At 65.3% G+C, this 20976-nt stretch carries 21 protein-coding genes; 11 read left to right on the forward strand and 10 right to left on the reverse strand.

The annotated features are described in order from the left end of the window. Nucleotides 1–177 precede the first annotated feature (177 nt). The gene (gdhA, locus tag P0Y43_RS04820; protein WP_275636167.1) at nt 178–1518 is read left to right on the forward strand and encodes an NADP-specific glutamate dehydrogenase; all 1341 of its coding nucleotides are present in this window, start codon (nt 178–180) and stop codon (nt 1516–1518) included. A 138-nt stretch (nt 1519–1656) separates the two neighbouring features. On the opposite strand, the gene P0Y43_RS04825 is transcribed toward gdhA, so the two are convergent. The 4 genes from P0Y43_RS04825 to P0Y43_RS04840 all read right to left on the reverse strand — a co-directional run bounded on the left by P0Y43_RS04825 (nt 1657) and on the right by P0Y43_RS04840 (nt 5125). Beyond that, nucleotides 1657–2154, reverse strand: coding sequence for a GreA/GreB family elongation factor (locus P0Y43_RS04825; protein WP_275636168.1), 498 nt, complete (start codon nt 2152–2154; stop codon nt 1657–1659). Between the two features lie 67 nt (nt 2155–2221). Beyond that, nucleotides 2222–2578, reverse strand: coding sequence for a hypothetical protein (locus P0Y43_RS04830; protein ID WP_275636169.1), 357 nt, complete (start codon nt 2576–2578; stop codon nt 2222–2224). Between the two features lie 125 nt (nt 2579–2703). After that, nucleotides 2704–4557, reverse strand: a complete 1854-nt coding sequence (locus tag P0Y43_RS04835) for a DUF4105 domain-containing protein (RefSeq protein WP_275636170.1) — start codon at nt 4555–4557, stop codon at nt 2704–2706. Between the two features lie 79 nt (nt 4558–4636). Then, a complete protein-coding gene (locus P0Y43_RS04840) occupies nt 4637–5125 on the reverse strand; it encodes a DUF3015 domain-containing protein (protein ID WP_275636171.1) in 489 nt (162 codons plus the stop codon). 259 nt (nt 5126–5384) lie between these two features. On the opposite strand from P0Y43_RS04840, the gene P0Y43_RS04845 reads away from it, so the two are divergent. From P0Y43_RS04845 to P0Y43_RS04865, 5 genes are all read left to right on the forward strand, one after another. Then, complete coding sequence (locus tag P0Y43_RS04845; RefSeq protein WP_275636172.1) at nt 5385–7823, forward strand: Lon protease family protein; 2439 nt, start codon at nt 5385–5387, stop codon at nt 7821–7823. 162 nt (nt 7824–7985) lie between these two features. Beyond that, nucleotides 7986–8324, forward strand: coding sequence for a hypothetical protein (locus P0Y43_RS04850; RefSeq protein ID WP_275636173.1), 339 nt, complete (start codon nt 7986–7988; stop codon nt 8322–8324). A gap of 78 nt (nt 8325–8402) precedes the next feature. Next, the gene (locus P0Y43_RS04855) at nt 8403–8891 is read left to right on the forward strand and encodes a TIGR00645 family protein (RefSeq protein WP_275636174.1); all 489 of its coding nucleotides are present in this window, start codon (nt 8403–8405) and stop codon (nt 8889–8891) included. Nucleotides 8892–9031: 140 nt separating this feature from the next. Further along, nucleotides 9032–9337 carry a DUF6482 family protein gene (locus tag P0Y43_RS04860; protein ID WP_275636175.1) on the forward strand — a complete coding sequence of 102 codons (306 nt, stop codon included), beginning with the start codon at nt 9032–9034 and terminating at the stop codon, nt 9335–9337. Nucleotides 9338–9428: 91 nt separating this feature from the next. Continuing rightward, nucleotides 9429–10046 (forward strand): FKBP-type peptidyl-prolyl cis-trans isomerase, encoded by a 618-nt coding sequence (locus P0Y43_RS04865; RefSeq protein WP_275636176.1) that lies wholly within the window; start codon nt 9429–9431, stop codon nt 10044–10046. Between the two features lie 99 nt (nt 10047–10145). Here the strand turns inward: P0Y43_RS04865 and P0Y43_RS04870 are convergent, their stop codons facing one another. The 3 genes from P0Y43_RS04870 to P0Y43_RS04880 form a co-directional block, all read right to left on the reverse strand. Then, nucleotides 10146–10391 carry a PA4570 family protein gene (locus P0Y43_RS04870; protein WP_275636177.1) on the reverse strand — a complete coding sequence of 82 codons (246 nt, stop codon included), beginning with the start codon at nt 10389–10391 and terminating at the stop codon, nt 10146–10148. 148 nt (nt 10392–10539) lie between these two features. Beyond that, complete coding sequence (locus P0Y43_RS04875; RefSeq protein WP_275636178.1) at nt 10540–10881, reverse strand: zinc ribbon domain-containing protein YjdM; 342 nt, start codon at nt 10879–10881, stop codon at nt 10540–10542. Between the two features lie 123 nt (nt 10882–11004). After that, complete coding sequence (locus P0Y43_RS04880) at nt 11005–11973, reverse strand: polyprenyl synthetase family protein (RefSeq protein ID WP_275636179.1); 969 nt, start codon at nt 11971–11973, stop codon at nt 11005–11007. A 245-nt stretch (nt 11974–12218) separates the two neighbouring features. Here P0Y43_RS04880 and rplU point away from each other — a divergent pair, with 245 nt between their 5' ends. The 5 genes from rplU to P0Y43_RS04905 all read left to right on the forward strand — a co-directional run bounded on the left by rplU (nt 12219) and on the right by P0Y43_RS04905 (nt 15912). After that, complete coding sequence (rplU, locus tag P0Y43_RS04885; protein ID WP_275636180.1) at nt 12219–12533, forward strand: 50S ribosomal protein L21; 315 nt, start codon at nt 12219–12221, stop codon at nt 12531–12533. Nucleotides 12534–12571: 38 nt separating this feature from the next. Then, nucleotides 12572–12829 carry a 50S ribosomal protein L27 gene (rpmA, locus tag P0Y43_RS04890; protein ID WP_225790574.1) on the forward strand — a complete coding sequence of 86 codons (258 nt, stop codon included), beginning with the start codon at nt 12572–12574 and terminating at the stop codon, nt 12827–12829. 188 nt (nt 12830–13017) lie between these two features. Then, a complete protein-coding gene (gene cgtA, locus P0Y43_RS04895) occupies nt 13018–14241 on the forward strand; it encodes an Obg family GTPase CgtA (RefSeq protein WP_275636181.1) in 1224 nt (407 codons plus the stop codon). A 79-nt stretch (nt 14242–14320) separates the two neighbouring features. Beyond that, complete coding sequence (gene proB, locus P0Y43_RS04900; RefSeq protein ID WP_275636182.1) at nt 14321–15439, forward strand: glutamate 5-kinase; 1119 nt, start codon at nt 14321–14323, stop codon at nt 15437–15439. Nucleotides 15440–15462: 23 nt separating this feature from the next. After that, on the forward strand, nt 15463–15912 hold the full coding sequence (locus tag P0Y43_RS04905; RefSeq protein ID WP_275636702.1) for a CreA family protein: 450 nt from the start codon (nt 15463–15465) through the stop codon (nt 15910–15912). Nucleotides 15913–16034: 122 nt separating this feature from the next. On the opposite strand, the gene mksF is transcribed toward P0Y43_RS04905, so the two are convergent. From mksF to mksB, 3 genes are read right to left on the reverse strand one after another with little or no spacing between them, the layout of a single operon-like run. Next, entirely contained in the window at nt 16035–18866 is a 2832-nt protein-coding gene (gene mksF, locus P0Y43_RS04910; RefSeq protein WP_275636183.1) for an Mks condensin complex protein MksF, read from the reverse strand. Then, complete coding sequence (mksE, locus tag P0Y43_RS04915; protein WP_275636184.1) at nt 18863–19570, reverse strand: Mks condensin complex protein MksE; 708 nt, start codon at nt 19568–19570, stop codon at nt 18863–18865. Before mksE ends, mksF begins: the two co-directional genes overlap by 4 nt. Beyond that, nucleotides 19560–20846 (reverse strand): Mks condensin complex protein MksB, encoded by a 1287-nt coding sequence (mksB, locus tag P0Y43_RS04920; protein WP_275636185.1) that lies wholly within the window; start codon nt 20844–20846, stop codon nt 19560–19562. Before mksB ends, mksE begins: the two co-directional genes overlap by 11 nt. Between the last annotated feature and the right edge of the window lie 130 nt (nt 20847–20976).

The raw sequence follows: 20976 nt of genomic DNA on the forward strand, positions 1-20976 counted from the left end.
GCGGTGGTAGAAGGCTTGCTCCGCGACAGGGCCGATACAGGCTAATCTGTATACACTTATAAAAATGCACCAATAAATTTCATAAAAACGACATTTCGCCCTGTTCTGGTGCGATGGCTTCTTGGTACATTCCAGAAAAAACCAACAAGTCCAATCCCTCTTGGTGAGATGTCTACCATGATCGAATCCGTCGACCACTTCCTCGCGCGCCTCAAGCAACGCGACCCTGCCCAGCCCGAATTCCACCAGGCCGTCGAAGAGGTGCTGCGCAGCCTCTGGCCCTTCCTCGAAGCCAACCCCCACTACTTGCAGGCCGGCATCCTCGAACGCATGGTCGAGCCGGAGCGTGCCGTGCTGTTCCGCGTGTCGTGGGTCGACGACCAGGGCAAGGTGCAGGTCAACCGTGGCTACCGCATCCAGATGAGCAGCGCCATCGGCCCCTACAAGGGCGGCCTGCGCTTCCACCCGTCGGTGAACCTGGGCGTGCTTAAGTTCCTGGCCTTCGAGCAGGTGTTCAAGAACTCGCTCACCTCGCTGCCCATGGGCGGCGGCAAGGGCGGTTCGGACTTCGACCCCAAGGGCAAGAGTGACGCCGAGGTGATGCGCTTCTGCCAGGCGTTCATGAGCGAGCTGTACCGCCACATCGGCGCCGACCTCGACGTGCCGGCCGGTGACATCGGCGTTGGTGCCCGCGAGATCGGCTTCCTGTTCGGCCAGTACAAACGCCTGGCCAACCAGTTCACCTCGGTGCTGACCGGCAAGGGCATGACCTATGGCGGCAGCCTGATCCGCCCGGAAGCCACCGGTTACGGCTGCGTGTACTTCGCCGAGGAAATGCTCAAGCGCCAGGACAAGCGCATCGACGGCCAGCGCGTGGCGATCTCCGGCTCCGGCAACGTGGCCCAGTATGCCGCGCGCAAGGTCATGGACCTCGGCGGCAAGGTGATCTCGTTGTCCGACTCCGAAGGCACGCTGTTCTGCGAGGCTGGCCTGAGCGATGAGCAGTGGGATGCCTTGATGGACCTGAAGAACGTCAAGCGCGGGCGCATCAGCGAGTTGGCCGAGCGCTTCGGCCTGGAGTTCCGCAAGGGCCAGACGCCGTGGAGCCTGCCGTGCGACATCGCCCTGCCGTGCGCCACACAGAACGAACTGGGCGCCGAGGATGCTCGCACCCTGCTGCGCAACGGCTGTCTCTGCGTGGCCGAGGGCGCCAACATGCCGACCACCCTTGAGGCTGTTGATATCTTCATCGACGCGGGCATCCTGTATGCGCCGGGCAAGGCCTCCAACGCCGGTGGCGTGGCGGTGTCGGGGCTGGAGATGTCGCAGAACGCCATGCGTCTGCTGTGGACCGCCGGTGAGGTGGACAGCAAGCTGCACGCGATCATGCAGTCGATTCACCATGCCTGCGTGGTGCATGGCGAGGAGGCCGACGGGCGGGTGAACTATGTGAAGGGCGCGAACATCGCTGGGTTCGTGAAGGTCGCGGATGCGATGTTGGCGCAAGGCGTGGTGTAAGGCGGGCGGGCGGGTTGGCGCCATCGTGGGGCAAGCCCGCCCCCACAGGTACTGCGTCGCGTTGATGGTCAGCGGTGAACCTGTGGGGACGGCGGTGCGGCGATCCGACTCGCCCCGCGATGGGAGCAGCGCTGAGCGCTAGTTCTCCCCCTGGATGGCGATGACCTCGATCGTCTGATCGCCCGCCGGTCGTCGCCACAACACTTCGTCCCCAGGCTTGGCGCCCAGCAGCGCCCGGCCCAGGGGCGAGCCCCAGTTCACCAGCCCGCGCGCGGCGTCGGCCTGGTCTTCGCCCACCAGTTGCACGGTGTGTTCCCCGCCCTGTTCATCGATGAAGCTGACCTTGCTGCCAATCTGCACTTTGTCCCGCGAGGTGGCGGGCGGCACCACCTGTGCGCTTTGCACACGGGTGCTGAAATAGCGCAGGTCGCGCTCGATGTCGGCCAGTTGCTGCTTGTCGGCGCGTTCGCCCTGGGCCTGCAGCGCTGCGCGCAGGCGATTCAGCTCGGCCAGGCGCTGCTGCAACTGGGCCAGGCCGCTGGCGGTGACGTAGTTGGGCTGGTCGCTGACCCGCCGCTCCACCGGCTGGCTGGCCTGGGCGGCGGCCTGGTCCTCGTTGACGAACGCTCGGCTCATGATGGCCTCCTGTTGGCAGAAGACCATGGTGGCAGGTCGCAGGTTTCAGCGGATGTCTGTTTGCGACCTAGTTGCGCCGGTAGGCGCGGGCGGCGTCGCGGTCCTTTTCCTGTTGCCAGTCGCGGTCGCGTTCGTCCCAGTAGCGTTCGCGGTACTCGCGCCGGTCTTCGCTGCGCTGCATGGCGTGGCACTGGCGAAAGCCATCGTCCCAGCCGCTTTCGTACTGGCGGTTGCGCAGGTAGCGCGGCACGTCCTTGCGAAAGTCGCCGACCATCAACCCCGCGGCCTGGCGACCGCTGCTGCAACCGTCCTGGAAACCGTCGGCGTAGGCGGGTGGATACCCGTCGTTGAGCATCTGTTCATGGGTCGACTGGCAGCCCGCCAGGAGCAGGGTTATCCACAAGACGAGCCAAGACCGAGACATATCCACAAACCTCTGGGGGTTGAGAAAAGTCTAGGCGGTGGATTGTTGCTGCGATGTCAAAACGCTGTCGAAGGATTGCGCACAAGGAACGCGCCGCCCCGTCCTGTGGGCGCGGCGCACGGTTTTCAGTAGTGGTACCACTTCAACTCCAGCATCACCTCGTTCTGCGCCGTCGCCAGGTGGCTGAACTGGCGGCTGGCGCTCAGGCGCAGGCCCAGGTCGCGGGATATCTCCCATTGCTGGTTCAGGCTCAGGCTGCGGCGCACCTCGCCATTGGTGAAGTAATCGCCCTTGGCTTCCAGCGTGAGGTTGCCCAGCGGGTTGCGCCACAGCAGCCCGCCGTTGAAGCCGGCCGCCGGCGAGATGAACTCGGCGAAGTCGTTGTGGTGCTCCACGCGCAGGGTGCCCAGGGCGAAGCCCAGCAGCTCGTCGCCCAGCTGCCAGGTGCCGCCACCGCCGCCATTGATGTGGCTGACCAGCACCTCGTCGTCATGCTTGCCCGGCACCCGTTCAAGGCCCCCCGCCACCTGCCACGACCAAGGCTTGAGCAGCTCGTTGCGCGGGGTCAGCGAGCGGATGGTGGCCAGGTCCAGGCGCTGCACCTGCCAGTCGTTGCCTTCGTACTGGCGCAGCTTGAGCTGGAGGATCTCGATCTGCGCGCCGAGTGGGAAGCCGTAGGCGTTGTCGTTGAGGTCGTGATAGGCCATGCGCAGGCCGTATTCGGCGAAGGCGCGGTCTTCACGGGTGCCGACACCCAATTGCCAGGTACGCGACTGGTGGCCGTCCTCGGGCAGGCCCGGGCGTTCGATGTTCAGCGGCGGCGGCGGGTTGCGGTTGATCGCCCGCAGCAGCTCGAAGCTGCGTTTGGCCTGGGCCGGGTCGCGCTCCTGGCCGGTGGCGCGGTAGCGTTCCAGGCGGTACGCGGTGTCCTGCACCAGGGCCTGGCGCTCGCGCGGCAGGGCCGTGAATTCAGGGCTTTGCAGTTGCGCGGTGTCGGCGCTGATGGCCAGCACCTGCTGCTTCTCGGCGTGGTCCAGCGGCTCGGCGCGGGCCAGCAGCTCGCGCTCGCGGGACGGGCGGTAGCGCACGTCGGAGACCAGCCCCGACTGCTTCACCGCCTTGACCGTGTCGGTGGGGATGGCGGTGAGCGGGAACTGCGAGGTCAGGTCCAGGCTCGGGCGCGCCACCTGCAGCAGCTCCAGCAGGCGGTAGGAGCAGTTCTCGTCGAAGAAGAAGTAGTCGAACTGGATCTGCTTGAGCTCCCATACGTGCTCGACCATGCGCCCGGTTTCCTCGGGCGTGAGGTCCAGTTGGTATTCCCACAGGTCGCGGTTCTCAAGGCTGCGGTATTCGGAGAGTTTTTCCTGGTAGGGCATCATCGCGAACAGGCCGGGGTAGCCGCCCATCAAGCCCTTCCAGGCGTAGAGGATGCTGTTGTCGCTGCCTTCGATGTAGGCGCCGAAATTGATCGCGTAGCTCAGCAGCGTGGTGTCGTTGCGCGCGGTGTCGGCCTTGTCGATGCGCAGCAGGGTGTGGCCGAACATCGAGGACGGGCTGTTCAGGTAGGCGGCGGGGAAGATCATCACCGCGCTGTGCGGGTCGACGTCCTGGTACCAGCGGGTGAACTCCTCGCAGTTCGGCTGCGGCAGGTCGGTCAATCGCAGCTGTTCGCGCAGCCAGCGGGTGCGCGCCGGAAAGACGCATTGGGCGTGCTTGTCGCCCAGGGTGGCCGGGGCGTACAGCGCTTCGACGGTGGCCCGCAGCTCCTGGTCGGGGTGGTGCGCGCCGTCGTCGGCGAGAAAGAAGTTGCGGTCGTCCACATAGCTGCGCCAGCCGCCGAGCTTGGCCGGCTCGTAGTGGCCCAGGGCGATCCAGTAGCGGGTGGCGGCCAACTGTTGCAGGCGCGCGTCATCCAGCAACGGCGCGGCATGCAGGGGCGCGCAGGCGCAGAGCGCCAGGTAAGCGAAGCGTTTGAGCATATCGGGCAACTACGTCTGAACGATGCCGGTGGGTGGGCGAGCGAATCCCGCCCCGATACCGGGGCGGGAAGGGGAGGGCTCAAGCCTCGGTGGCGTACTTGGCCAGGCGTGGGTCGCTCTTGAGCACAGCGAGGGTGTTGGCGTGGACGGAGTCGACCGTCACGTCGGCGCTGCTGAAGATCTGCTGGAAGTGCTCGTGGGTGACGGTGGAGAAGTAGGCCCGGTCTTCAGGCGCCACGCCCAGGACCACGGCATAGGTGGTCAGGGCTTCGCCCTTGCCTTGGGCCATGTCCTCGGACAGCTCGTTCATGGTGCCGTTCATGGCCAGCCAGGACTTGCCGCCATAGGTCAGGGCGCCCTTGGTGGAGCAGCCGTTGGTGCCGGAGGTCATGCCGAAGGTGGCGTTGCCGGAGGTGCCGTTGGTGGTGGACGCCAGGAAGTGCGCCGGCGTGCCGCGCTGGCCTTCGAACAGCAGGTTGCCCCAGCCGCAGTTCGGGCCACCGGGCGCTTCGGCCATGGCGTTGATGGAGACCGCGGTGAACAGAGTACCCAGAAGAATCCGTTTCATAGCATTAGTTCTCTTTTTCTAAGACGTACCAATGGTCAGGGTTGCTGGCAACTCGGTTGCCAGAGTCGGGAAAGCATTTCACCCACCCGCGCAGCTTGGAGTTTAGGCACGTTCTAATAGTTGCGTCATTGATTGCGAAAAATTACCTGGCACAAAGGGGTTGATGTGCATGTGACATAAAGTCCCACCGAGCCTTGCAAGGCGCGCGCAGGCAGCGCCAGAATGCCCCGTATCCGCCCCGCCGAAGTAAGGAAACCCAATGCCCGATCCTGTCGCTGCGCGCCTGCGTCTTGCGCCCGAAGCCCTGACCCGGCGTTTTTCCCCCGAGCAGTTTGCTTTCACCCACACCGACGATCTGGAGCCGTTCCGCGGCGTACTGGGCCAGGAACGCGCCGTCGAGGCCCTGCAATTTGGCGTGGCCATGCCGCGCCCCGGCTACAACGTGTATGTGATGGGCGAGCCCGGCACCGGCCGCTTCTCGTTCGTCAAGCGCTACCTCAAGGCCGAGGGCAAGCGCCAGCAGACCCCGGCCGACTGGCTCTACGTCAACAACTTCGAAGAGCCCCGCGAGTCGCGCGCCCTGGAACTGCCGGCAGGTACCGCCGGTGAGTTCATCAGCGACATGAACGGCCTGATCGGCAACTTGCTGGCGACCTTCCCGGCGGTGTTCGAGCACCCGTCCTACCAGCAGAAGAAAGGCGCCATCGACCGCGCCTTCAACCAGCGTTACGACCGCGCCCTGGATGTCATCGAGCGCGCCTCGCTGGAGAAGGACGTGGCCCTGTACCGCGACGCCAGCAACGTTGCCTTCACCCCGATGGCTGATGGCAAGGCGCTGGACGAGGCCGAGTTCGCCCAACTGCCCGAGGAGGTGCGCGAGCGCTTCCATGAAGACATCGCCGAGCTGGAAGAGCGCCTCAACGAGGAACTGGCCAGCCTGCCGCAGTGGAAGCGCGAGTCGAACAACCAACTGCGCGCGCTCAACGAAGAGACCATCACCCTGGCGCTGCAGCCGCTGCTGGCGCCGCTGTCGGAGAAATACGCGGAGAACGCCGCGGTCTGCGCCTACCTGCAGTCGCTGCAACTGAACCTGCTGCGCACCGTGGTCGAGCAACTGGTCGACGACAGCAAGACCGACGCCGTGGCGCGCAAGATGCTCGAGGAGCAGTACGCGCCGAGCCTGGTGGTCGGCCACCCGAGCAACGGCGGCGCGCCGGTGGTGTTCGAACCGCACCCGACCTACGACAACCTGTTCGGGCGCATCGAATACAGCACCGACCAAGGCGCGCTCTCGACCTCCTACCGCCAGTTGCGCCCGGGTGCGCTGCACCGCGCCAACGGCGGTTTCCTGATCCTCGAGGCGGAGAAGATGCTCGGCGAGCCGTTCGTCTGGGACGCGCTCAAGCGCGCCCTGCAGTCGCGCAAGCTGAAGATGGAGTCGCCGCTGGGCGAGCTGGGCCGCATCGCCACCATCACCCTCACGCCGCAGATGATCCCGCTCAACGTCAAGCTGGTGATCATCGGTTCGCGCCAGCTGTACTACGCCCTGCAAGACCACGATTCGGACTTCCAGGAGATGTTCCGCGTGCTGGTGGACTTCGACGAGGACATGCCCCTGGTCGACGAGAACCTGGAGCAGTTCGCCCAGTTGCTGCGCACCCGCACCAACGAAGAAGGCATGGCGCCGCTGACCAGCGACGCGGTGGCGCGCCTGGCCACCTACAGCGCGCGCCTGGCGGAGAACCAGTCGCGCCTGTCGGCGCGCATCGGCGACCTGTTCCAACTGGTCAGCGAGGCGGACTTCATTCGCCAGTTGGCCAACGACGAGATGACCGACGCCGGGCACATCGAGCGGGCGCTCAAGGCCAAGGCCACGCGCACCGGGCGGGTGTCGCAGCGCGTGCTCGACGACATGCTCGCCGGGATCATCCTGATCGACAGCGAAGGCGCGGCCATCGGCAAGTGCAACGGCCTGACCGTGCTGGAGGTGGGCGATTCGGCGTTCGGCATGCCCGCGCGCATTTCCGCCACCGTCTACCCCGGTGGCAGCGGCATCGTCGACATTGAGCGTGAAGTCAACCTCGGCCAGCCGATCCACTCCAAGGGGGTGATGATCCTCACCGGTTACCTGGGCAGTCGCTATGCCCAGGAGTTCCCCCTGGCGATCTCCGCGAGCATCGCCCTGGAGCAGTCCTACGGCTACGTGGACGGCGACAGCGCCTCGCTCGGCGAGGCCTGCACGCTGATCTCGGCGCTGTCGCGCACACCGCTCAAGCAGTGCTTCGCCATTACCGGCTCGATCAACCAGTTCGGCGAGGTGCAGGCGGTCGGCGGGGTCAACGAGAAGATCGAAGGCTTCTTCCGCCTCTGCGAGGCCCGTGGGCTGACGGGCGAGCAAGGGGTGATCATCCCGCGGGCCAACGTCGCCACGCTGATGCTCGACGAGCGCGTGCTGCAGGCGGTCGAGGCCGGGCGTTTCCATGTGTACGCGGTCAGCCAGGCTGACGAGGCGCTGAGCTTGCTGGTGGGCGAGGAGGCGGGGGCGCCGGACGAGAAGGGCCAGTTCCCGGAAGGCAGCGTCAACGCCCGGGTGGTCGAGCGCCTGCGGGAGATCGCCGAGATGATCAGCGAGGAAGACATCAAGGAGGCCGAGAAGGAGCGCCTGGAGGAGGTCATCGCCCAGGCCAAGCCTGCCTGAGTCAATAAACCGGCGGTGAAGGCTATGTGCTACCGTTCAGCGCCGGTTTTCCAACTTTTCCACTGGTCATCTATGCTGGAACTTAAGGACGGTATCAGGGTTCAGGATGGAAACAGCCCATCGCGCATGGGCTGAACAGGGCTTCACAGAGGGGACGCCGCCATGCGCAACCTCAGCCTCACCCGCCAGTGCCTGGGCCTGGTGACCCGCATCGAATGCAGCATCCGCCCGCTGGCCGGCGACAACGGCATGTGGACCTTGCTCTTCGCCGCCGGCATGGCCGGCGAACAACCCTCAGCGATCAAGGCCCAGGGCCCTTTCCACGGGCCGATGGTGGCCGAGTCGGTGATGAATGCCATCGTCGACAGCCTGACCCTGCATGGGTACCAGGTGGCTGACGATCCGCAGATCTGGTGTTTGCATTTGCAGGCGCAGTTGCGGCGGATCAACGGTGAACGCTGCCGGAACCTGGGGGATTATCAGTTCCACCCGGAAACCTGACTCAGGCTTTTGCTGTCACAGGTGGCTGGCTATACTCGCGCTCGCTTTTCCAGTCACCTGACGAGTCTGTAACCCTCCATGGAACGTATCCTCGAAAATGCGATGTATGCCTCGCGCTGGCTGCTCGCCCCTATCTATTTCGGCCTGTCCCTGGGCTTGCTGGCGTTGGCCCTGAAGTTCTTCCAGGAAATCATCCACGTCCTGCCCAACGTCTTCGCCCTGAGCGAAGCCGATCTGATCCTGGTCATCCTCTCGCTGATCGACATGTCGCTGGTCGGCGGCCTGCTGGTGATGGTGATGATCTCCGGCTATGAAAACTTCGTTTCGCAACTGGACATCGACGACAGCAAGGAGAAGCTCAACTGGCTCGGCAAGATGGACTCGTCCTCGCTGAAGATGAAGGTCGCCGCTTCCATCGTCGCCATCTCCTCGATCCACCTGCTGCGGGTGTTCATGGACGCGCAGAACATCTCCACCGACTACTTGATGTGGTACGTGATCATCCACATGACCTTCGTGATTTCCGCATTCGTCATGGGCTACCTGGACAAGGTCACCAAGCACTGAGGCCCCAGGCCTGTGGGCGCGGGCTTGCCCCGCGATGAAGCCATGGGCCGCCATACAAAACAGACGGGCGGGCTTGTACTTTGCGACCGTCTGTACAAAAAATGAGCAGTCATGCGTGGTTCCCGCAGCGAGGTGCGCCCATGAACCTGCATCAGCTCAATCTCGAGGCCAGGGCTGGCCATGTCGACGAGCTCAACCTGATCGCCATCGAAGGTGGCGACTACCTGCTGGAGGCCCGCGTCAAGGGCCGTGCCCACCCCCTGGCCGACACCCGTGGCGAACGCCTGCGCGTGCGTTCGGTGGAGGATGCGCGCACGCTTCTGCAAGGTTTGCCGATGTTGTCGATGAACCTGTTGCATTGGTCCGTGCAGGACGAAATGTGCGGCATGGGCGTGCACCCGGAGGAAGACCTCAAGGTGCCGATTTCCCAGCGCTCCGCCTGGTAGCTGATTCGCGGCGCCACGCCGCAGTGTGCTAGGCTGCTCGCCCTTTTCACCAAGGGCGCGGCGTCACTGCGCCCTGCAGCGGAGCAAGCCAATGTCCGAACTCAACCTGTCCACCGACGAAACCCGCGTCAGCTACGGCATCGGCCGCCAGCTGGGTGGTCAACTGCGCGACAACCCGCCACCAGGCGTCAACCTGGACGCCATCCTGGCCGGTCTGACCGACGCCTTCAACGGTGCCGACAGCCGCGTCAGCGAAGCCGACCTGTCGGCCAGCTTCAAGGTCATCCGTGAAGTGATGCAAGCCGAAGCTGCCGCCAAGGCCGAAGCCGCCGCCGCCGAAGGCAAGGCTTTCCTGGTCGAGAACGGCAAGCGTGAAGGCATCACCACCCTGGCCTCGGGCCTGCAGTTCGAAGTGCTGACCGCTGGCGAAGGCGCCAAGCCGACCCGCGAAAGCAACGTGCGCACCCACTACCACGGCACCCTGATCGACGGCACCGTGTTCGACAGCTCCTACGAGCGTGGCCAGCCTGCCGAATTCCCGGTCGGTGGCGTGATCGCCGGCTGGACCGAGGCCCTGCAACTGATGAACGCCGGCAGCAAATGGCGCCTGTACGTGCCGAGCGAGCTGGCCTACGGCGCCCAGGGCGTTGGCAGCATCCCACCGCACAGCGTGCTGGTGTTCGACGTCGAGCTGCTGGACGTTCTGTAAGACCGCATCGTCTCCTCGCGGGGCAAGCTCGCTCCTACAGATGCTCCACAGCCCTTGTAGGTGCGGGCTTGCCCCGCGATGGCGCAGGCGCGGCCCACTTCAATTCCAATCCGTTCCCCCAGGGCGCAATGCCCGCGCATAGCAGAACAGGAACAGGTTGCGCACCAGCTCCTTGAGCACCCCCGGTTCACTCGAATTCAAACCGTTGAGATCCAGGTCGCCCTGGTCGCGCAGTTCATCGAGCGCGTCTTCCTCCAGCACGGCACAGACTTCGCCGGTCTCGCGGTGCAGGATGCGCAGGTAGGGATGGGGACGGTCGAGCCAGGCGTCGATCAGGTAGGTCATGGCTATTCTCCTTGGATAGCGGTTCCAATGAGAATAATTCTTATTATCAAAATAGCAAGGCCCTATTGGCGGAATTTTTCCAAGTAGGGTAGCGATCCCGTTGCAGGATTTGTCAGGGCCACCCGCAGGGCAGCCCCGAGACGCGAGGTCAGACCTTGCGCACGAACTCCGACTTCAGCTTCATGGCGCCGATGCCGTCGATCTTGCAGTCGATGTCGTGGTCGCCGTCGCACAGGCGGATGTTCTTGACCTTGGTGCCGACCTTGACCACCAGGGACGAGCCCTTGACCTTCAGGTCCTTGATCACGGTCACGGTGTCGCCGTCCTGCAGGACGTTGCCGACCGAATCCTTTTTCACCACGTCATCGCTGGCGGCCTCGGCTTCGCCGTTGGCAGACCACTCGTGGGCGCATTCGGGGCAGATCAGCTGGGTGCCATCCTCATAGGTGTATTCGGAGTTGCAGGCGGGGCAGGGCGGCAGAGTGCTCACGGTATTTCCTTTGAAGTGCAGGCGGGTAAAGGCGCACATTGTATAAGGATTTGTCGCGGGTGTGTGTTTTGTCTGTGACCCATGCAACCGCGGGCTTGCCCCGCGATGGGTGACGCAGCTGTGTCAGTGGGTGCGCGCGACCGCGAACTCGCTCAGCTCGACCAGGGCATCCCGGTACTCGCTGGCCGGCAGCACTTCCAGGCATTCGATGGCGCGGGCGACGTAGTCGCGGGCCATCTGCGCGGTGTAGTCCAGGGCGCCGGAAGCTTCGACGGCCAGGCGGATCTGCTCCAGGTCTTCCAGGCCGCCCTTCTGGATCGCCTGGCGCACCAGTGCCGCCTGCTCGGGCGTGCCCTCGCGCATGGTGTAGATCAGCGGCAAGGTTGGCTTGCCCTCGGCCAGGTCGTCGCCGACGTTCTTGCCCAGGGTCTGCGAGTCGCCCTTGTAGTCGAGCAGGTCATCGACCAGCTGGAAGGCCACCCCCAGGTGGTCGCCGAAGGTGCGCAGCGCCTCGCGCTGCTGCTCGGTGCCGCCGGCCAGCGCCGCGGCGCTGTGGGTCGAGGCCTCGAAGAGCATCGCGGTCTTGCCGCGGATGACCTCCATGTAGATCGCTTCGGTGGTGCTCGCGTCGCGTACCCGCGACAGTTGCAGCACCTCGCCCTCGGCGATCACCCGGGTGGCCTTGGAGAGGATCTGCATCACTGGCATCGAGCCCAGCTCGACCATCATTTCGAACGAGCGCGAATAAAGGAAGTCGCCCACCAGCACGCTCGGCGCGTTGCCCCACAGGGCGTTGGCGGTGGAGCGGCCACGGCGCATGCCGGACATGTCGACCACGTCGTCGTGCAGCAGGGTGGCGGTGTGCAGGAACTCGATGGTCGCGGCCAGCAGGCGCAGGTCGTCGCCTTCACGGCCCAGGGCCTTGCCGCACAGCAGCACCAGCAGTGGGCGCAGGCGCTTGCCGCCGGCCGACGTGATATAGTCGCCGATCTTCGATACCAGCGGCACGCGCGAGGTCAGCTGCTTCTTGATGATCTCGTCGACGGCGCTGAAATCGTCAGCCACCGCGCGGTAGAAGGATTGGGGTTGCATCGGCTGCTCCAGTGAGGTTGCGCGGCATGCTAGGTCGCGGGTATCGGTGTGTCAAGGCGCGGTGCCCGGGGCTCGGGGCCGGCACTTGCAAGCGTTTCGCGGGTTGCGTACAATCGCGCACCCTAACTTTCCTGGGCAGCACCTGCCTTACGCAATTGCACCGGGCCGTTCCAGCCTGATGCAGCCATGCCAGCCAATACTCATCATATAAAGCGCTGGGTGAGCAGGATTATCGGAGAAATACCATGTCTTACGCAGTAATCGTTACCGGCGGCAAGCAGTACAAAGTCGCTGAAGGTGAATACCTCAAGATCGAGAAGCTGGAAGTCGCCACTGGCGAATCCGTGACCTTCGATCGCGTTCTGCTGGTCGCCAACGGCGACGACGTCACCATCGGCGCTCCAGTCGTCGCTGGCGCCAAAGTGGTCGCTGAAGTCGTTTCGCAAGGCCGCCACGACAAAGTGCGCATCATCAAGTTCCGTCGTCGTAAGCACCACATGAAGCGCATGGGCCACCGCCAGTGGTTCACCGAGATCAAAATCACCGGTATCCAGGCTTAATCCCCTAGATCCCCTGAATTTATTTGGAGAATTGAACCATGGCTCACAAGAAGGCTGGTGGTAGTACTCGTAACGGTCGCGACTCAGAATCGAAACGCCTTGGCGTGAAGATGTATGGCGGCCAGGTCATCAAGGCCGGCAACATCATCGTCCGCCAGCGCGGCACCCAGTTCCACGCCGGCTACGGCGTTGGCATGGGCAAGGATCACACCCTGTTCGCCAAGATCGAAGGCGTGATCAAGTTCGAGAAGAAAGGCGAGTTCGGTCGTCGTTACGTGAGCGTCGTCGCGGCCTGATCGCGTTGTCGCTGGAAAAGCCCCGTCATGCGACGGGGCTTTTTCGTTTGTGGTGAGCCTCTTGCAAAGCTGTTTGTATGGGCTGCCGGCGCTGGAGATAACGGTCGTTACGGGGCCGCCGCGCTCATTTTTGCAAGAGCCTCAGGTTTAGTGTCATTCAGCTCGCCGTTTGGCGAGAGGCGGTATTTATGAAGTTTGTTGACGAAGTATCGATCCGGGTAAAGGCCGGTGATGGCGGCAATGGTTGCATGAGCTTCCGCCGCGAGAAGTTCATCGAGAACGGCGGCCCCAACGGCGGCGACGGTGGCGATGGCGGCTCGGTGTTCATGGTGGCCGACGAGAACCTCAACACCCTGGTCGACTACCGCTACACCCGCCACCACGAGGCCCAGCGCGGCGCCAACGGCGGCAGCACCGACTGCACCGGCAAGAAGGGCGACGACCTGTTCCTGCGCGTGCCGGTCGGCACCACGGTGATCGACGCCTCCACCCAGGAAGTGATCGGCGACCTGATCACCCCCGGCCAGAAGCTGATGGTCGCCCAGGGCGGCTGGCACGGCCTGGGCAACACCCGTTTCAAGTCCAGCACCAACCGCGCCCCGCGCCAGACCACGCCGGGCAAGCCGGGTGAACAGCGCGACCTGAAGATGGAAATGAAGGTGCTGGCCGACGTCGGCCTGCTGGGCTTGCCGAACGCCGGCAAGAGCACCTTCATCCGCTCGGTCTCGGCCGCCAAGCCGAAGGTCGCCGACTACCCGTTCACCACCCTGGTGCCGAACCTGGGCGTGGTCAGCGTCGACCGCTGGAAGAGCTTCGTCATCGCCGACATTCCCGGCCTGATCGAGGGCGCCTCGGAGGGTGCCGGCCTGGGCATCCGCTTCCTCAAGCACCTGGCGCGCACCCGCGTGCTGCTGCACCTGGTCGACCTGGCGCCGCTGGATGGCAGCAGCCCGGCCGACGCCGCGGAAATCATCATCAACGAGCTGGCGCAGTTCAGCCCGGCGCTGGTCGACCGTGAGCGCTGGCTGGTGCTGAACAAGGCCGACATGATCCTCGACGAGGAGCGCGACGAGCGCGTCAAGGAAGTGGTCGAGCGTCTGAACTGGGAAGGCCCGGTCTACGTGATTTCGGCCATCGCCAAGCAGGGCACCGAGAAGCTCAGCCACGACCTGATGCGCTACCTCGAGGACCGCGCCGACCGCCTGGCCAACGACCCGGCCTACGCCGAGGAACTGGCCGAGCTCGACCAGCGCATCGAAGACGAGGCCCGTGCCCAGCTGCAGGCCCTGGACGACGCGCGCACCCTGCGCCGTACCGGCGTGAAGAGCGTCCACGACATCGGCGACGATGACGACTGGGATGACTTCGAGGACGACGAGGACGGCCCGGAAATCATTTACGTGCGCGACTGACCGGTTGCAGTACACTTAACGCCGCTCAAATGAGCGGCGTTTTGGTATCTACAGGTTCGACAATAGGTTGGAAGAGAAGATGCGAAGCAAGGTGACGGGTGCCAAGCGCTGGGTGGTGAAGATCGGCAGTGCGCTGCTGACGGCCGATGGCAAGGGCCTCGACCGTGGCGCCATGGCGGTCTGGGTCGAACAGATGGTGGCATTGCGCGAAGCGGGGGTTGAGCTGGTGCTGGTGTCCTCCGGGGCCGTGGCCGCCGGCATGAGCCAACTGGGCTGGGCCAAGCGACCGAGCGCGATGAACGAGCTGCAGGCCGCCGCCTCGATCGGCCAGATGCGCCTGGTGCAGGCCTGGGAGTCAAGCTTCGGCGAGCACGGCAAGCACACCGCGCAGATCCTCCTGACCCACGACGACCTCTCCGACCGCAAGCGTTACCTCAACGCCCGCAGCACCCTGCGCACCCTGGTCGACCTGGGCGTGGTGCCGGTGATCAACGAGAACGACACCGTGGTCACCGACGAAATTCGTTTCGGCGACAACGACACCCTGGCCGCGCTGGTGGCCAACCTGGTGGAAGCCGACCTGCTGGTGATCCTCACCGACCGCGACGGCATGTTCGACGCCGACCCGCGCAACAACCCCGATGCCCAACTGATCTTCGAAGCCCGCGCCGACGACCCGAGCCTCGACGCCGTGGCTGGCGGCACCGGTGGCGCGCTGGGCCGTGGCGGCATGCAGACCAAGCTGCGCGCCGCGCGCCTGGCGGCCCGCTCGGGCGCCCACACGATCATCGTCGGCGGGCGCATCGAGCGCGTGCTCGACCGTCTCAAGGGCGGCGAGCGCCTGGGCACCCTGCTGTCGCCCGAGCGCGGCATGATCGCCGCGCGCAAGCAATGGCTGGCCGGCCACCTGCAAACCCGCGGCACCCTGGTGCTCGACGCCGGTGCCGTGCAGGCCCTGCGCCAGGCCAACAAGAGCCTGCTGCCGGTGGGCGTGAAGACCGTGCAGGGCAGCTTCCGCCGCGGCGAAATGGTGGTCTGCGTCGGCCCGGATGGCGTGGAAGTGGCCCGTGGCCTGGCCAACTACAGCGCGCTGGAAGCGCAGAAGATCATTGGCCAGGCCTCCGATGCCATCGAGGGCATCCTCGGCTACAGCGCCGAGCCTGAGCTGGTGCACCGCGACAACCTGGTCCTGGTTTGAGGAACACACCCGTGCTGAAAAGGATGATTGCCGTGGCGGCCCTCGCGCTGCCGATGCTGGCCGGGGCCGAGGAAATCGGCCAGGTGTCCACCGTGTTCAAGTTCGTCGGGCCCAATGACCGCATCGTGGTCGAGGCGTTCGACGACCCCAAGGTCGATGGCGTGACCTGCTACCTGTCGCGCGCCAAGACCGGCGGCTTGAAGGGTGGGCTGGGGTTGGCCGAAGACCGCGCGGAGGCGTCGATCGCCTGTCGTCAGGTGGGGCCGATCCAGTTCAAGGGTGAGCTCAAGGATGGCGAGGAGGTGTTCAAGGAACGCACCTCGCTGGTGTTCAAGACCATGCAGGTGGTGCGTTTCCTCGACAAGAAGCGCAACACGCTGGTGTACCTGGTGTACAGCGACCGCGTGATCGAAGGCAGCCCGCAGAATGCGGTGACGGCGATTCCGATCGTGCCGTGGGCGCAAGCCCAGTAAACGAAGCAGCCTCCTGTATTAGCGGGCTTGCCCTACGATAGGGCCCGATCTGACAACCTCACCGCCAGATCGGGCCCTATCGCGGGGCAAGCCCGCTCCTACAGGAATGGGCCGCAGTGACCTCAGGCCAGCTCTTCGGCCTGATCTTCGCGCACGATCGCCTTGACCTCATCCCGACGACTGATGAACTTCCAGTCCGCCTCGTCGATGTAGATGCCATTCGGCCCGCTGCCACCTTCCAGGTCGATCGCCACCCGCGCCGACACCTGCGGCTTCACGCTCGCCAGAATCGGCACGAAGCCCAGCTGTTGGCTGGTCTCCAGCAACGCCGCCTGGTTGCGTTCGTCGATGTCCGCCGCCTCGTCGAGGTAGTACGGCAGGCGGATGCGCCCGGCCAGGTCGCGGTCCATCAGGTGCAGCAACAGGTACATGTTGGTCAGCGCCTTGATGGTCATGGTGGTGCCGTTGGAGGCGGCGCCATCGATGTCGGCGTGGATCACTGGCTGGCTGTTGATCTTGGTGATCTCGAAGGCCAGCTCGAACAGGTCCTTCAGGCCCAGCTGGTTGTGGTTGGCCGCCACCAGCCGCGCCAGGTACTCCTTGGCCTCTTCGTTCTTGTGATCCTGCTCGGCGCTCTGGGTCAGGTCGAACACCGACAGGGTCTCGCCTTCTTCGTACTGGCCGGCACTGTGGATGATCTGGTCGATGTGCTTGAGCGCTTCCTTGTTCGGCGCCAGCACCACGCGGAAGCTCTCCAGGTTGGACACCTGGCGCTTGTTGATCTCGCGGTTGAACAGCGCCAGCTGGTGCTCGAGGCTGTCGTAGTCGCTGCGGATGTTGCGCAGGGTCCGGGCGATGTCGGTGACCGCCGCGCGGCGCGCCTTGGCCAGGGTCAGGGCTTCTTCGGTGCGGTGCGAGTAGGCGTTGATCAGCAGCGCCAGGCGGCGCTCCATGTCGTCTTCGCTGTCGAACTTGGCCACGCCCTTCAGGCGCACCTGGGCGTACAGCGCCTCGATCTGGTTGTCGACCCGTTGCAGGCCCTGCCAGCTGTCCTGGTAGTCGTTGAGCAGCGGCAGCAGGTTGTCCATGGAATCATCGACCGGCTCCATGAACGGCGTGCCGAACGGCAGGTCGGTCGGCAGCAGCTGGCGACGGCGCAGGGCGTCGTCGAGGGTGCGCTGCTTGGCTTCCAGGTCGGCGATCTGCCGGCCCACCAGCTGCAACTTCGCCGACAGTTGCTGGACGCGCTCGGTGAAGGCGTCGCTGGAGCGTTTAAGTTCGTCCTGGGCGGCTTCCAGCTGGGCCAGTTGCTCCAGCTTCTCCGGCTCTTCGGCGCTCAGCGTCTCGGTGCGGCGGAAGTCTTCCAGGGCCTTCTGCGCGTCGAGCACCTGCTGGTACAGGGCTTCTGTCTGCGCCTTGCTGGCGGCGCGGTCGAGGGCCACCGACTGCTGGGTCTTGAGCTGCTTGAGCTCTTTTTCCAGGCGCTCCTTCTGGTCGCGCAGGGCGGCGCGGTCGGCCAGGGCTTGCAGGGCCGGCGGGTCGATGTGGGAGATGTCGATGGACAGGCCCGGCACTTCGAAGCGCTCGCCCTTGAAACGGTCGAGCACGCCTTCGAGGGTTTTCACCCAGACATCGCTGTCGTCCAGCTCGATGCCGCGGTCGCCCAGCGGCAGGCTGAACAGTGCGCCGTTGAACAGGCGCATCAGGCGATCGACGTCCTGCTGCGAGAACTCCTCGCGCAGGCGGGCATAGCTGTTGTTGTCGGCGTGGTCGAGCTGTTGCTTGACGGCCTTGACGCGTTTCTCGAGGTCGCGCACGCGCTCGTCGAGGTCTTCGGCGGAGAACTGGCGCGACTGCGCCAGGGCGCCGGCCAGCTCGTCGTGGGCGTCCTTGGCGGCCAGCAGTTGCTGCTCCAGCACCTTGACGTCCTCGACCAGGGCGAAGCGGTGCTTGAGCACGGCCAGTTCGCCCAGCCAGCGCTGCACGCCGGTGATTTCGCGCTCCAGGCGCATCAGCTCCTGGGTGCCGCCGCGCTGGTCGTTCTGCAGGCGGTCCTGCTCGCTGCGGTAGTGCTCGGCCTGGATGGTCAGCTCTTCCTTGCGCGCCATGCCGTATTCCTGCCAGGTGCCCAGCAGGTTGTCGAGCAGCGGCGAGAGGCGGTGCAGCTTGCCGCGCAGGATGTCGCGCTGGGCCACGCCACCGGCCAGGGCCTCGACCAGCGGGCCGGCGGCGACCAGGGCGTTGTAGTCCTGCTCCATGCGGCGCACGTCGCGGAAGGCTTCCTCGCAGGCGGCGATGTAGTCGACGCTGCCCGAGCGCAGGCTGTGCTCGAAGGCATCGAGGAACAGCTGCTTGAGCTTGGCGGCGGTGATCTCGCGCATGTGCAGCAGGTTGATGAACAGCGCGCGGAAGGTCTTCAGGCTTTGCTCGCTGGTCGAGCGCAGCGGGATCAGCGTCAGGTCCAACGGCACCGAAGTATGGCCGCCGACCAGCAGCCGGCGCAGTTCGTCCGGCTTGAGCTCGTAGGCCTTCAGGCCGTTGCGCTCGAGGTTGGTGAACAGCTCTTTCTGGCGCAGGCAGGTGTCGTCTTTCTGGTAGTGCGCCAGGTCCAGTTGGCCCTGGTAGGCGAAGAACTGGTGGCCGAAGCCGCCGCCAGGGCCGCGACCGACCACGCCGATCACGTGCGGGCCGTGGGGCAGGTTCAGCTCGCAGAGGATGTAGCTGGTGTCGCTGGCGAAGTAGAAGCGCCGCGACTGCTCCAGGCTGTACTTGCCGAAGCTCATGTCCGACATGCGCGCCAGGATCGGGAACTGCAAGGCGTTGATCGACGCCGATTTACCCAGGTTGTTCGCGCCATAGACCGACAGCGGGTGCTCCAGGGGGAACAGGCCGAGGCTGTAGCCGGCGGTGTTGAGCAGTGCGAAGCGGCGGATGCCGTAGCGTTCCTGGCTCATGCGTCAATCTCCTGTTGCTCTTCGCGGATGGCGCGGGCCAGCGCGTCTTCTTCGGACTCTTCGCCCTCGAACGGGGTGAGGTCGAGCGGATCGTCGGTGCGGTTGAGTTGCTCCGCGGTCTCTTCCTCGACCAGCACCGGGACCGGCAGCGGCAGGTCGCTGTGCAGGGTGGCGGCCAGGTCGCGGTCCTGCTGCACCGACAGGCACACGTCGAGGAAGCGGTGCATCGGCGGCAGGAAGCGGTAGATGCCGCCTTCCTCGTGGGCGAAGCCCAGTTGCGTCATGCGCCGCAGGATCTTTTCTTCGAGCTCTTCGACGGTCTGCACTTCGGCCTGCAGGAACAGGTCGCGGTATTTCTCCAGCAGCGAGGGCAGCTCGTCGCGGCCGATGCTGCCGCCGTCGAGCACGGCCATCGGGTCGCGGCCCTGGTCGGCCAGGTGCTCGACCAGGATGAAGGTGAACAGCGACAGGCGCTGGGCGGTCTTGTTGACCTGCGCGGCGGCCTGTTCGGGGACGAAGTAGTAGAAGCCGCGGGTGTCGCACACCAGCTCGAAGCCCAGGGCCTTGAACAGGGTGCGGTACTGGTCCTGGAAGTTCGACAGCTGGGCGTACAGCTCGGGGTCGCGGCGGCTGACGTGGAAGCCCTTGAACAGCTCGCGGAAGATCGGCGCGAGCTGGGACAGTTCGGAAAGATCAAGATGCATGGGCTGGGCTCGCGGTGTGTTCGGTGGCAGCGGGTTGGCTTTCGCGGCTGGACGTCAGGGCGAAGGAGCGCAGGCTGACCAGGTGTTCGCGGGTGGTGTAGTCCTGGCGCTCCAGGCGTTCGCGGCTGAAGCGCTTCTCGCGCGACAGGCGCGAGAACCAGTACAGCAGCTCGTCGGTGGCGCCTTCGGGCTCCTGCTCCAGCAGCCAGACCATCAGGTCGGGCAGCGGCAGGGCGTCTTCGCAGCGTTCGAGCATTTCCTTGACCGTGCGCGGCGCGCGCGGCAGCGGGCCCTTCTGGGTCTTGTGCGCCTTGGGGAAGCGCGCGGGCTTGGGCTCGAAGCGGGCCAGGGCGTAGACGTAGGCCTCGACCTGGCTGGCGCTGCCCAGGAAGGTGCTCTGCGGGCGGGTGAACATCGGCATGGCGGCTTGCGGCACGGCGTCGATGCCCTTCTTGCGAATGACCGACAAGGCCAGCGCCGCGCCACGGGTCACGGCATTGTGCCGACGCGCTTCCTCGCGCAGCGGCAGCAAAAGCTCGCGGGCGTGGCGCAGGGTCAGCTGGGCGCTGGTCTGCATCTCGAGGATGCGCGCGTGGGTGCGCAGCAGCATGTCGTCGTCGACCAGGTGGCCCAGGCGCGCCTGCTCGCCCAACAGGCGCAGCAGCACGGTCTCGACCTTGCGCACGCCCTGCTCGAAGGCGCCGTCGGCGTTGACCAGCTGGATCATCGGCTCGACGTACTCGTCCCAGGTCGCCAGGACCTCGGCGTAGCGCTGGCGCAGGGGGATCTGGCGGTTGCTGGTCTTGGCCCGCTCGGCCACGGCCACCAGCGCCTGTTCGTCGTTGTCGAGCTTCTTCAGCACGTCGCGCACGCGCATGTCGAGCAGGCGCAACTGGCGCGCCAGGTCGTCGCTGTCGCGGTTGTCGAAGGCGTCCTGGATATGCCCGGCCAAGCGCTCGAGGTGGCGCAGGTAGGCTTCGATCTCCAGGCACAGGCCCAGGCGGTGCTCGCGGCGCAGGTAGGCGAGGAAGTCGTGGATCTGCGCGTTGAGCTCGAAGCGGTTCGGGCTCTTGGCCACCGGGACCAGGATGTCCAGGCGGATCCACACGTCGAGCAGCTGGGTGATGTCCTGCGGCGTGCTTTCCACCTGCTGGCGGGCCAGTTGCTGGCGCAGTTCGACCAGGCTCAGGGTGCCCTGGTCGAAGCGCTCGCACAGCGGCTCGATCAAGGCCCAGTGTTCGGCTAGGGCGCGCAGGACGCGCTTGGGTTCGATCATTGGCGGGTCGACTCGTTGCCAAGTAAAAGGGGCGATTGTACTGCATACGGGGGGGAGGATTTCACCCCTTGGTCCGGGATTTGCGTTGGGCGTGGCGGCCCTCTCGTGGGGCAAGCCCGTTCCCACAGGC

The organism is Pseudomonas entomophila, assembly GCF_029193575.1.
In the GTDB taxonomy this organism is placed as follows: Bacteria; Pseudomonadota; Gammaproteobacteria; order Pseudomonadales; family Pseudomonadaceae; genus Aquipseudomonas; species Aquipseudomonas entomophila_G.

What these genes read in the sequence shown, in the direction of transcription:
- gdhA (WP_275636167.1), top strand. Translation starts at nt 178, where the DNA reads ATGATCGAATCCGTCGACCACTTCCTCGCGCGCCTCAAGCAACGCGAC.
- P0Y43_RS04825 (WP_275636168.1), bottom strand. Translation starts at nt 2,154, where the DNA reads ATGAGCCGAGCGTTCGTCAACGAGGACCAGGCCGCCGCCCAGGCCAGC.
- P0Y43_RS04830 (WP_275636169.1), bottom strand. Translation starts at nt 2,578, where the DNA reads ATGTCTCGGTCTTGGCTCGTCTTGTGGATAACCCTGCTCCTGGCGGGC.
- P0Y43_RS04835 (WP_275636170.1), bottom strand. Translation starts at nt 4,557, where the DNA reads ATGCTCAAACGCTTCGCTTACCTGGCGCTCTGCGCCTGCGCGCCCCTG.
- P0Y43_RS04840 (WP_275636171.1), bottom strand. Translation starts at nt 5,125, where the DNA reads ATGAAACGGATTCTTCTGGGTACTCTGTTCACCGCGGTCTCCATCAAC.
- P0Y43_RS04845 (WP_275636172.1), top strand. Translation starts at nt 5,385, where the DNA reads ATGCCCGATCCTGTCGCTGCGCGCCTGCGTCTTGCGCCCGAAGCCCTG.
- P0Y43_RS04850 (WP_275636173.1), top strand. Translation starts at nt 7,986, where the DNA reads ATGCGCAACCTCAGCCTCACCCGCCAGTGCCTGGGCCTGGTGACCCGC.
- P0Y43_RS04855 (WP_275636174.1), top strand. Translation starts at nt 8,403, where the DNA reads ATGGAACGTATCCTCGAAAATGCGATGTATGCCTCGCGCTGGCTGCTC.
- P0Y43_RS04860 (WP_275636175.1), top strand. Translation starts at nt 9,032, where the DNA reads ATGAACCTGCATCAGCTCAATCTCGAGGCCAGGGCTGGCCATGTCGAC.
- P0Y43_RS04865 (WP_275636176.1), top strand. Translation starts at nt 9,429, where the DNA reads ATGTCCGAACTCAACCTGTCCACCGACGAAACCCGCGTCAGCTACGGC.
- P0Y43_RS04870 (WP_275636177.1), bottom strand. Translation starts at nt 10,391, where the DNA reads ATGACCTACCTGATCGACGCCTGGCTCGACCGTCCCCATCCCTACCTG.
- P0Y43_RS04880 (WP_275636179.1), bottom strand. Translation starts at nt 11,973, where the DNA reads ATGCAACCCCAATCCTTCTACCGCGCGGTGGCTGACGATTTCAGCGCC.
- rplU (WP_275636180.1), top strand. Translation starts at nt 12,219, where the DNA reads ATGTCTTACGCAGTAATCGTTACCGGCGGCAAGCAGTACAAAGTCGCT.
- rpmA (WP_225790574.1), top strand. Translation starts at nt 12,572, where the DNA reads ATGGCTCACAAGAAGGCTGGTGGTAGTACTCGTAACGGTCGCGACTCA.
- cgtA (WP_275636181.1), top strand. Translation starts at nt 13,018, where the DNA reads ATGAAGTTTGTTGACGAAGTATCGATCCGGGTAAAGGCCGGTGATGGC.
- proB (WP_275636182.1), top strand. Translation starts at nt 14,321, where the DNA reads ATGCGAAGCAAGGTGACGGGTGCCAAGCGCTGGGTGGTGAAGATCGGC.
- P0Y43_RS04905 (WP_275636702.1), top strand. Translation starts at nt 15,463, where the DNA reads ATGATTGCCGTGGCGGCCCTCGCGCTGCCGATGCTGGCCGGGGCCGAG.
- mksF (WP_275636183.1), bottom strand. Translation starts at nt 18,866, where the DNA reads ATGAGCCAGGAACGCTACGGCATCCGCCGCTTCGCACTGCTCAACACC.
- mksE (WP_275636184.1), bottom strand. Translation starts at nt 19,570, where the DNA reads ATGCATCTTGATCTTTCCGAACTGTCCCAGCTCGCGCCGATCTTCCGC.
- mksB (WP_275636185.1), bottom strand. Translation starts at nt 20,846, where the DNA reads ATGATCGAACCCAAGCGCGTCCTGCGCGCCCTAGCCGAACACTGGGCC.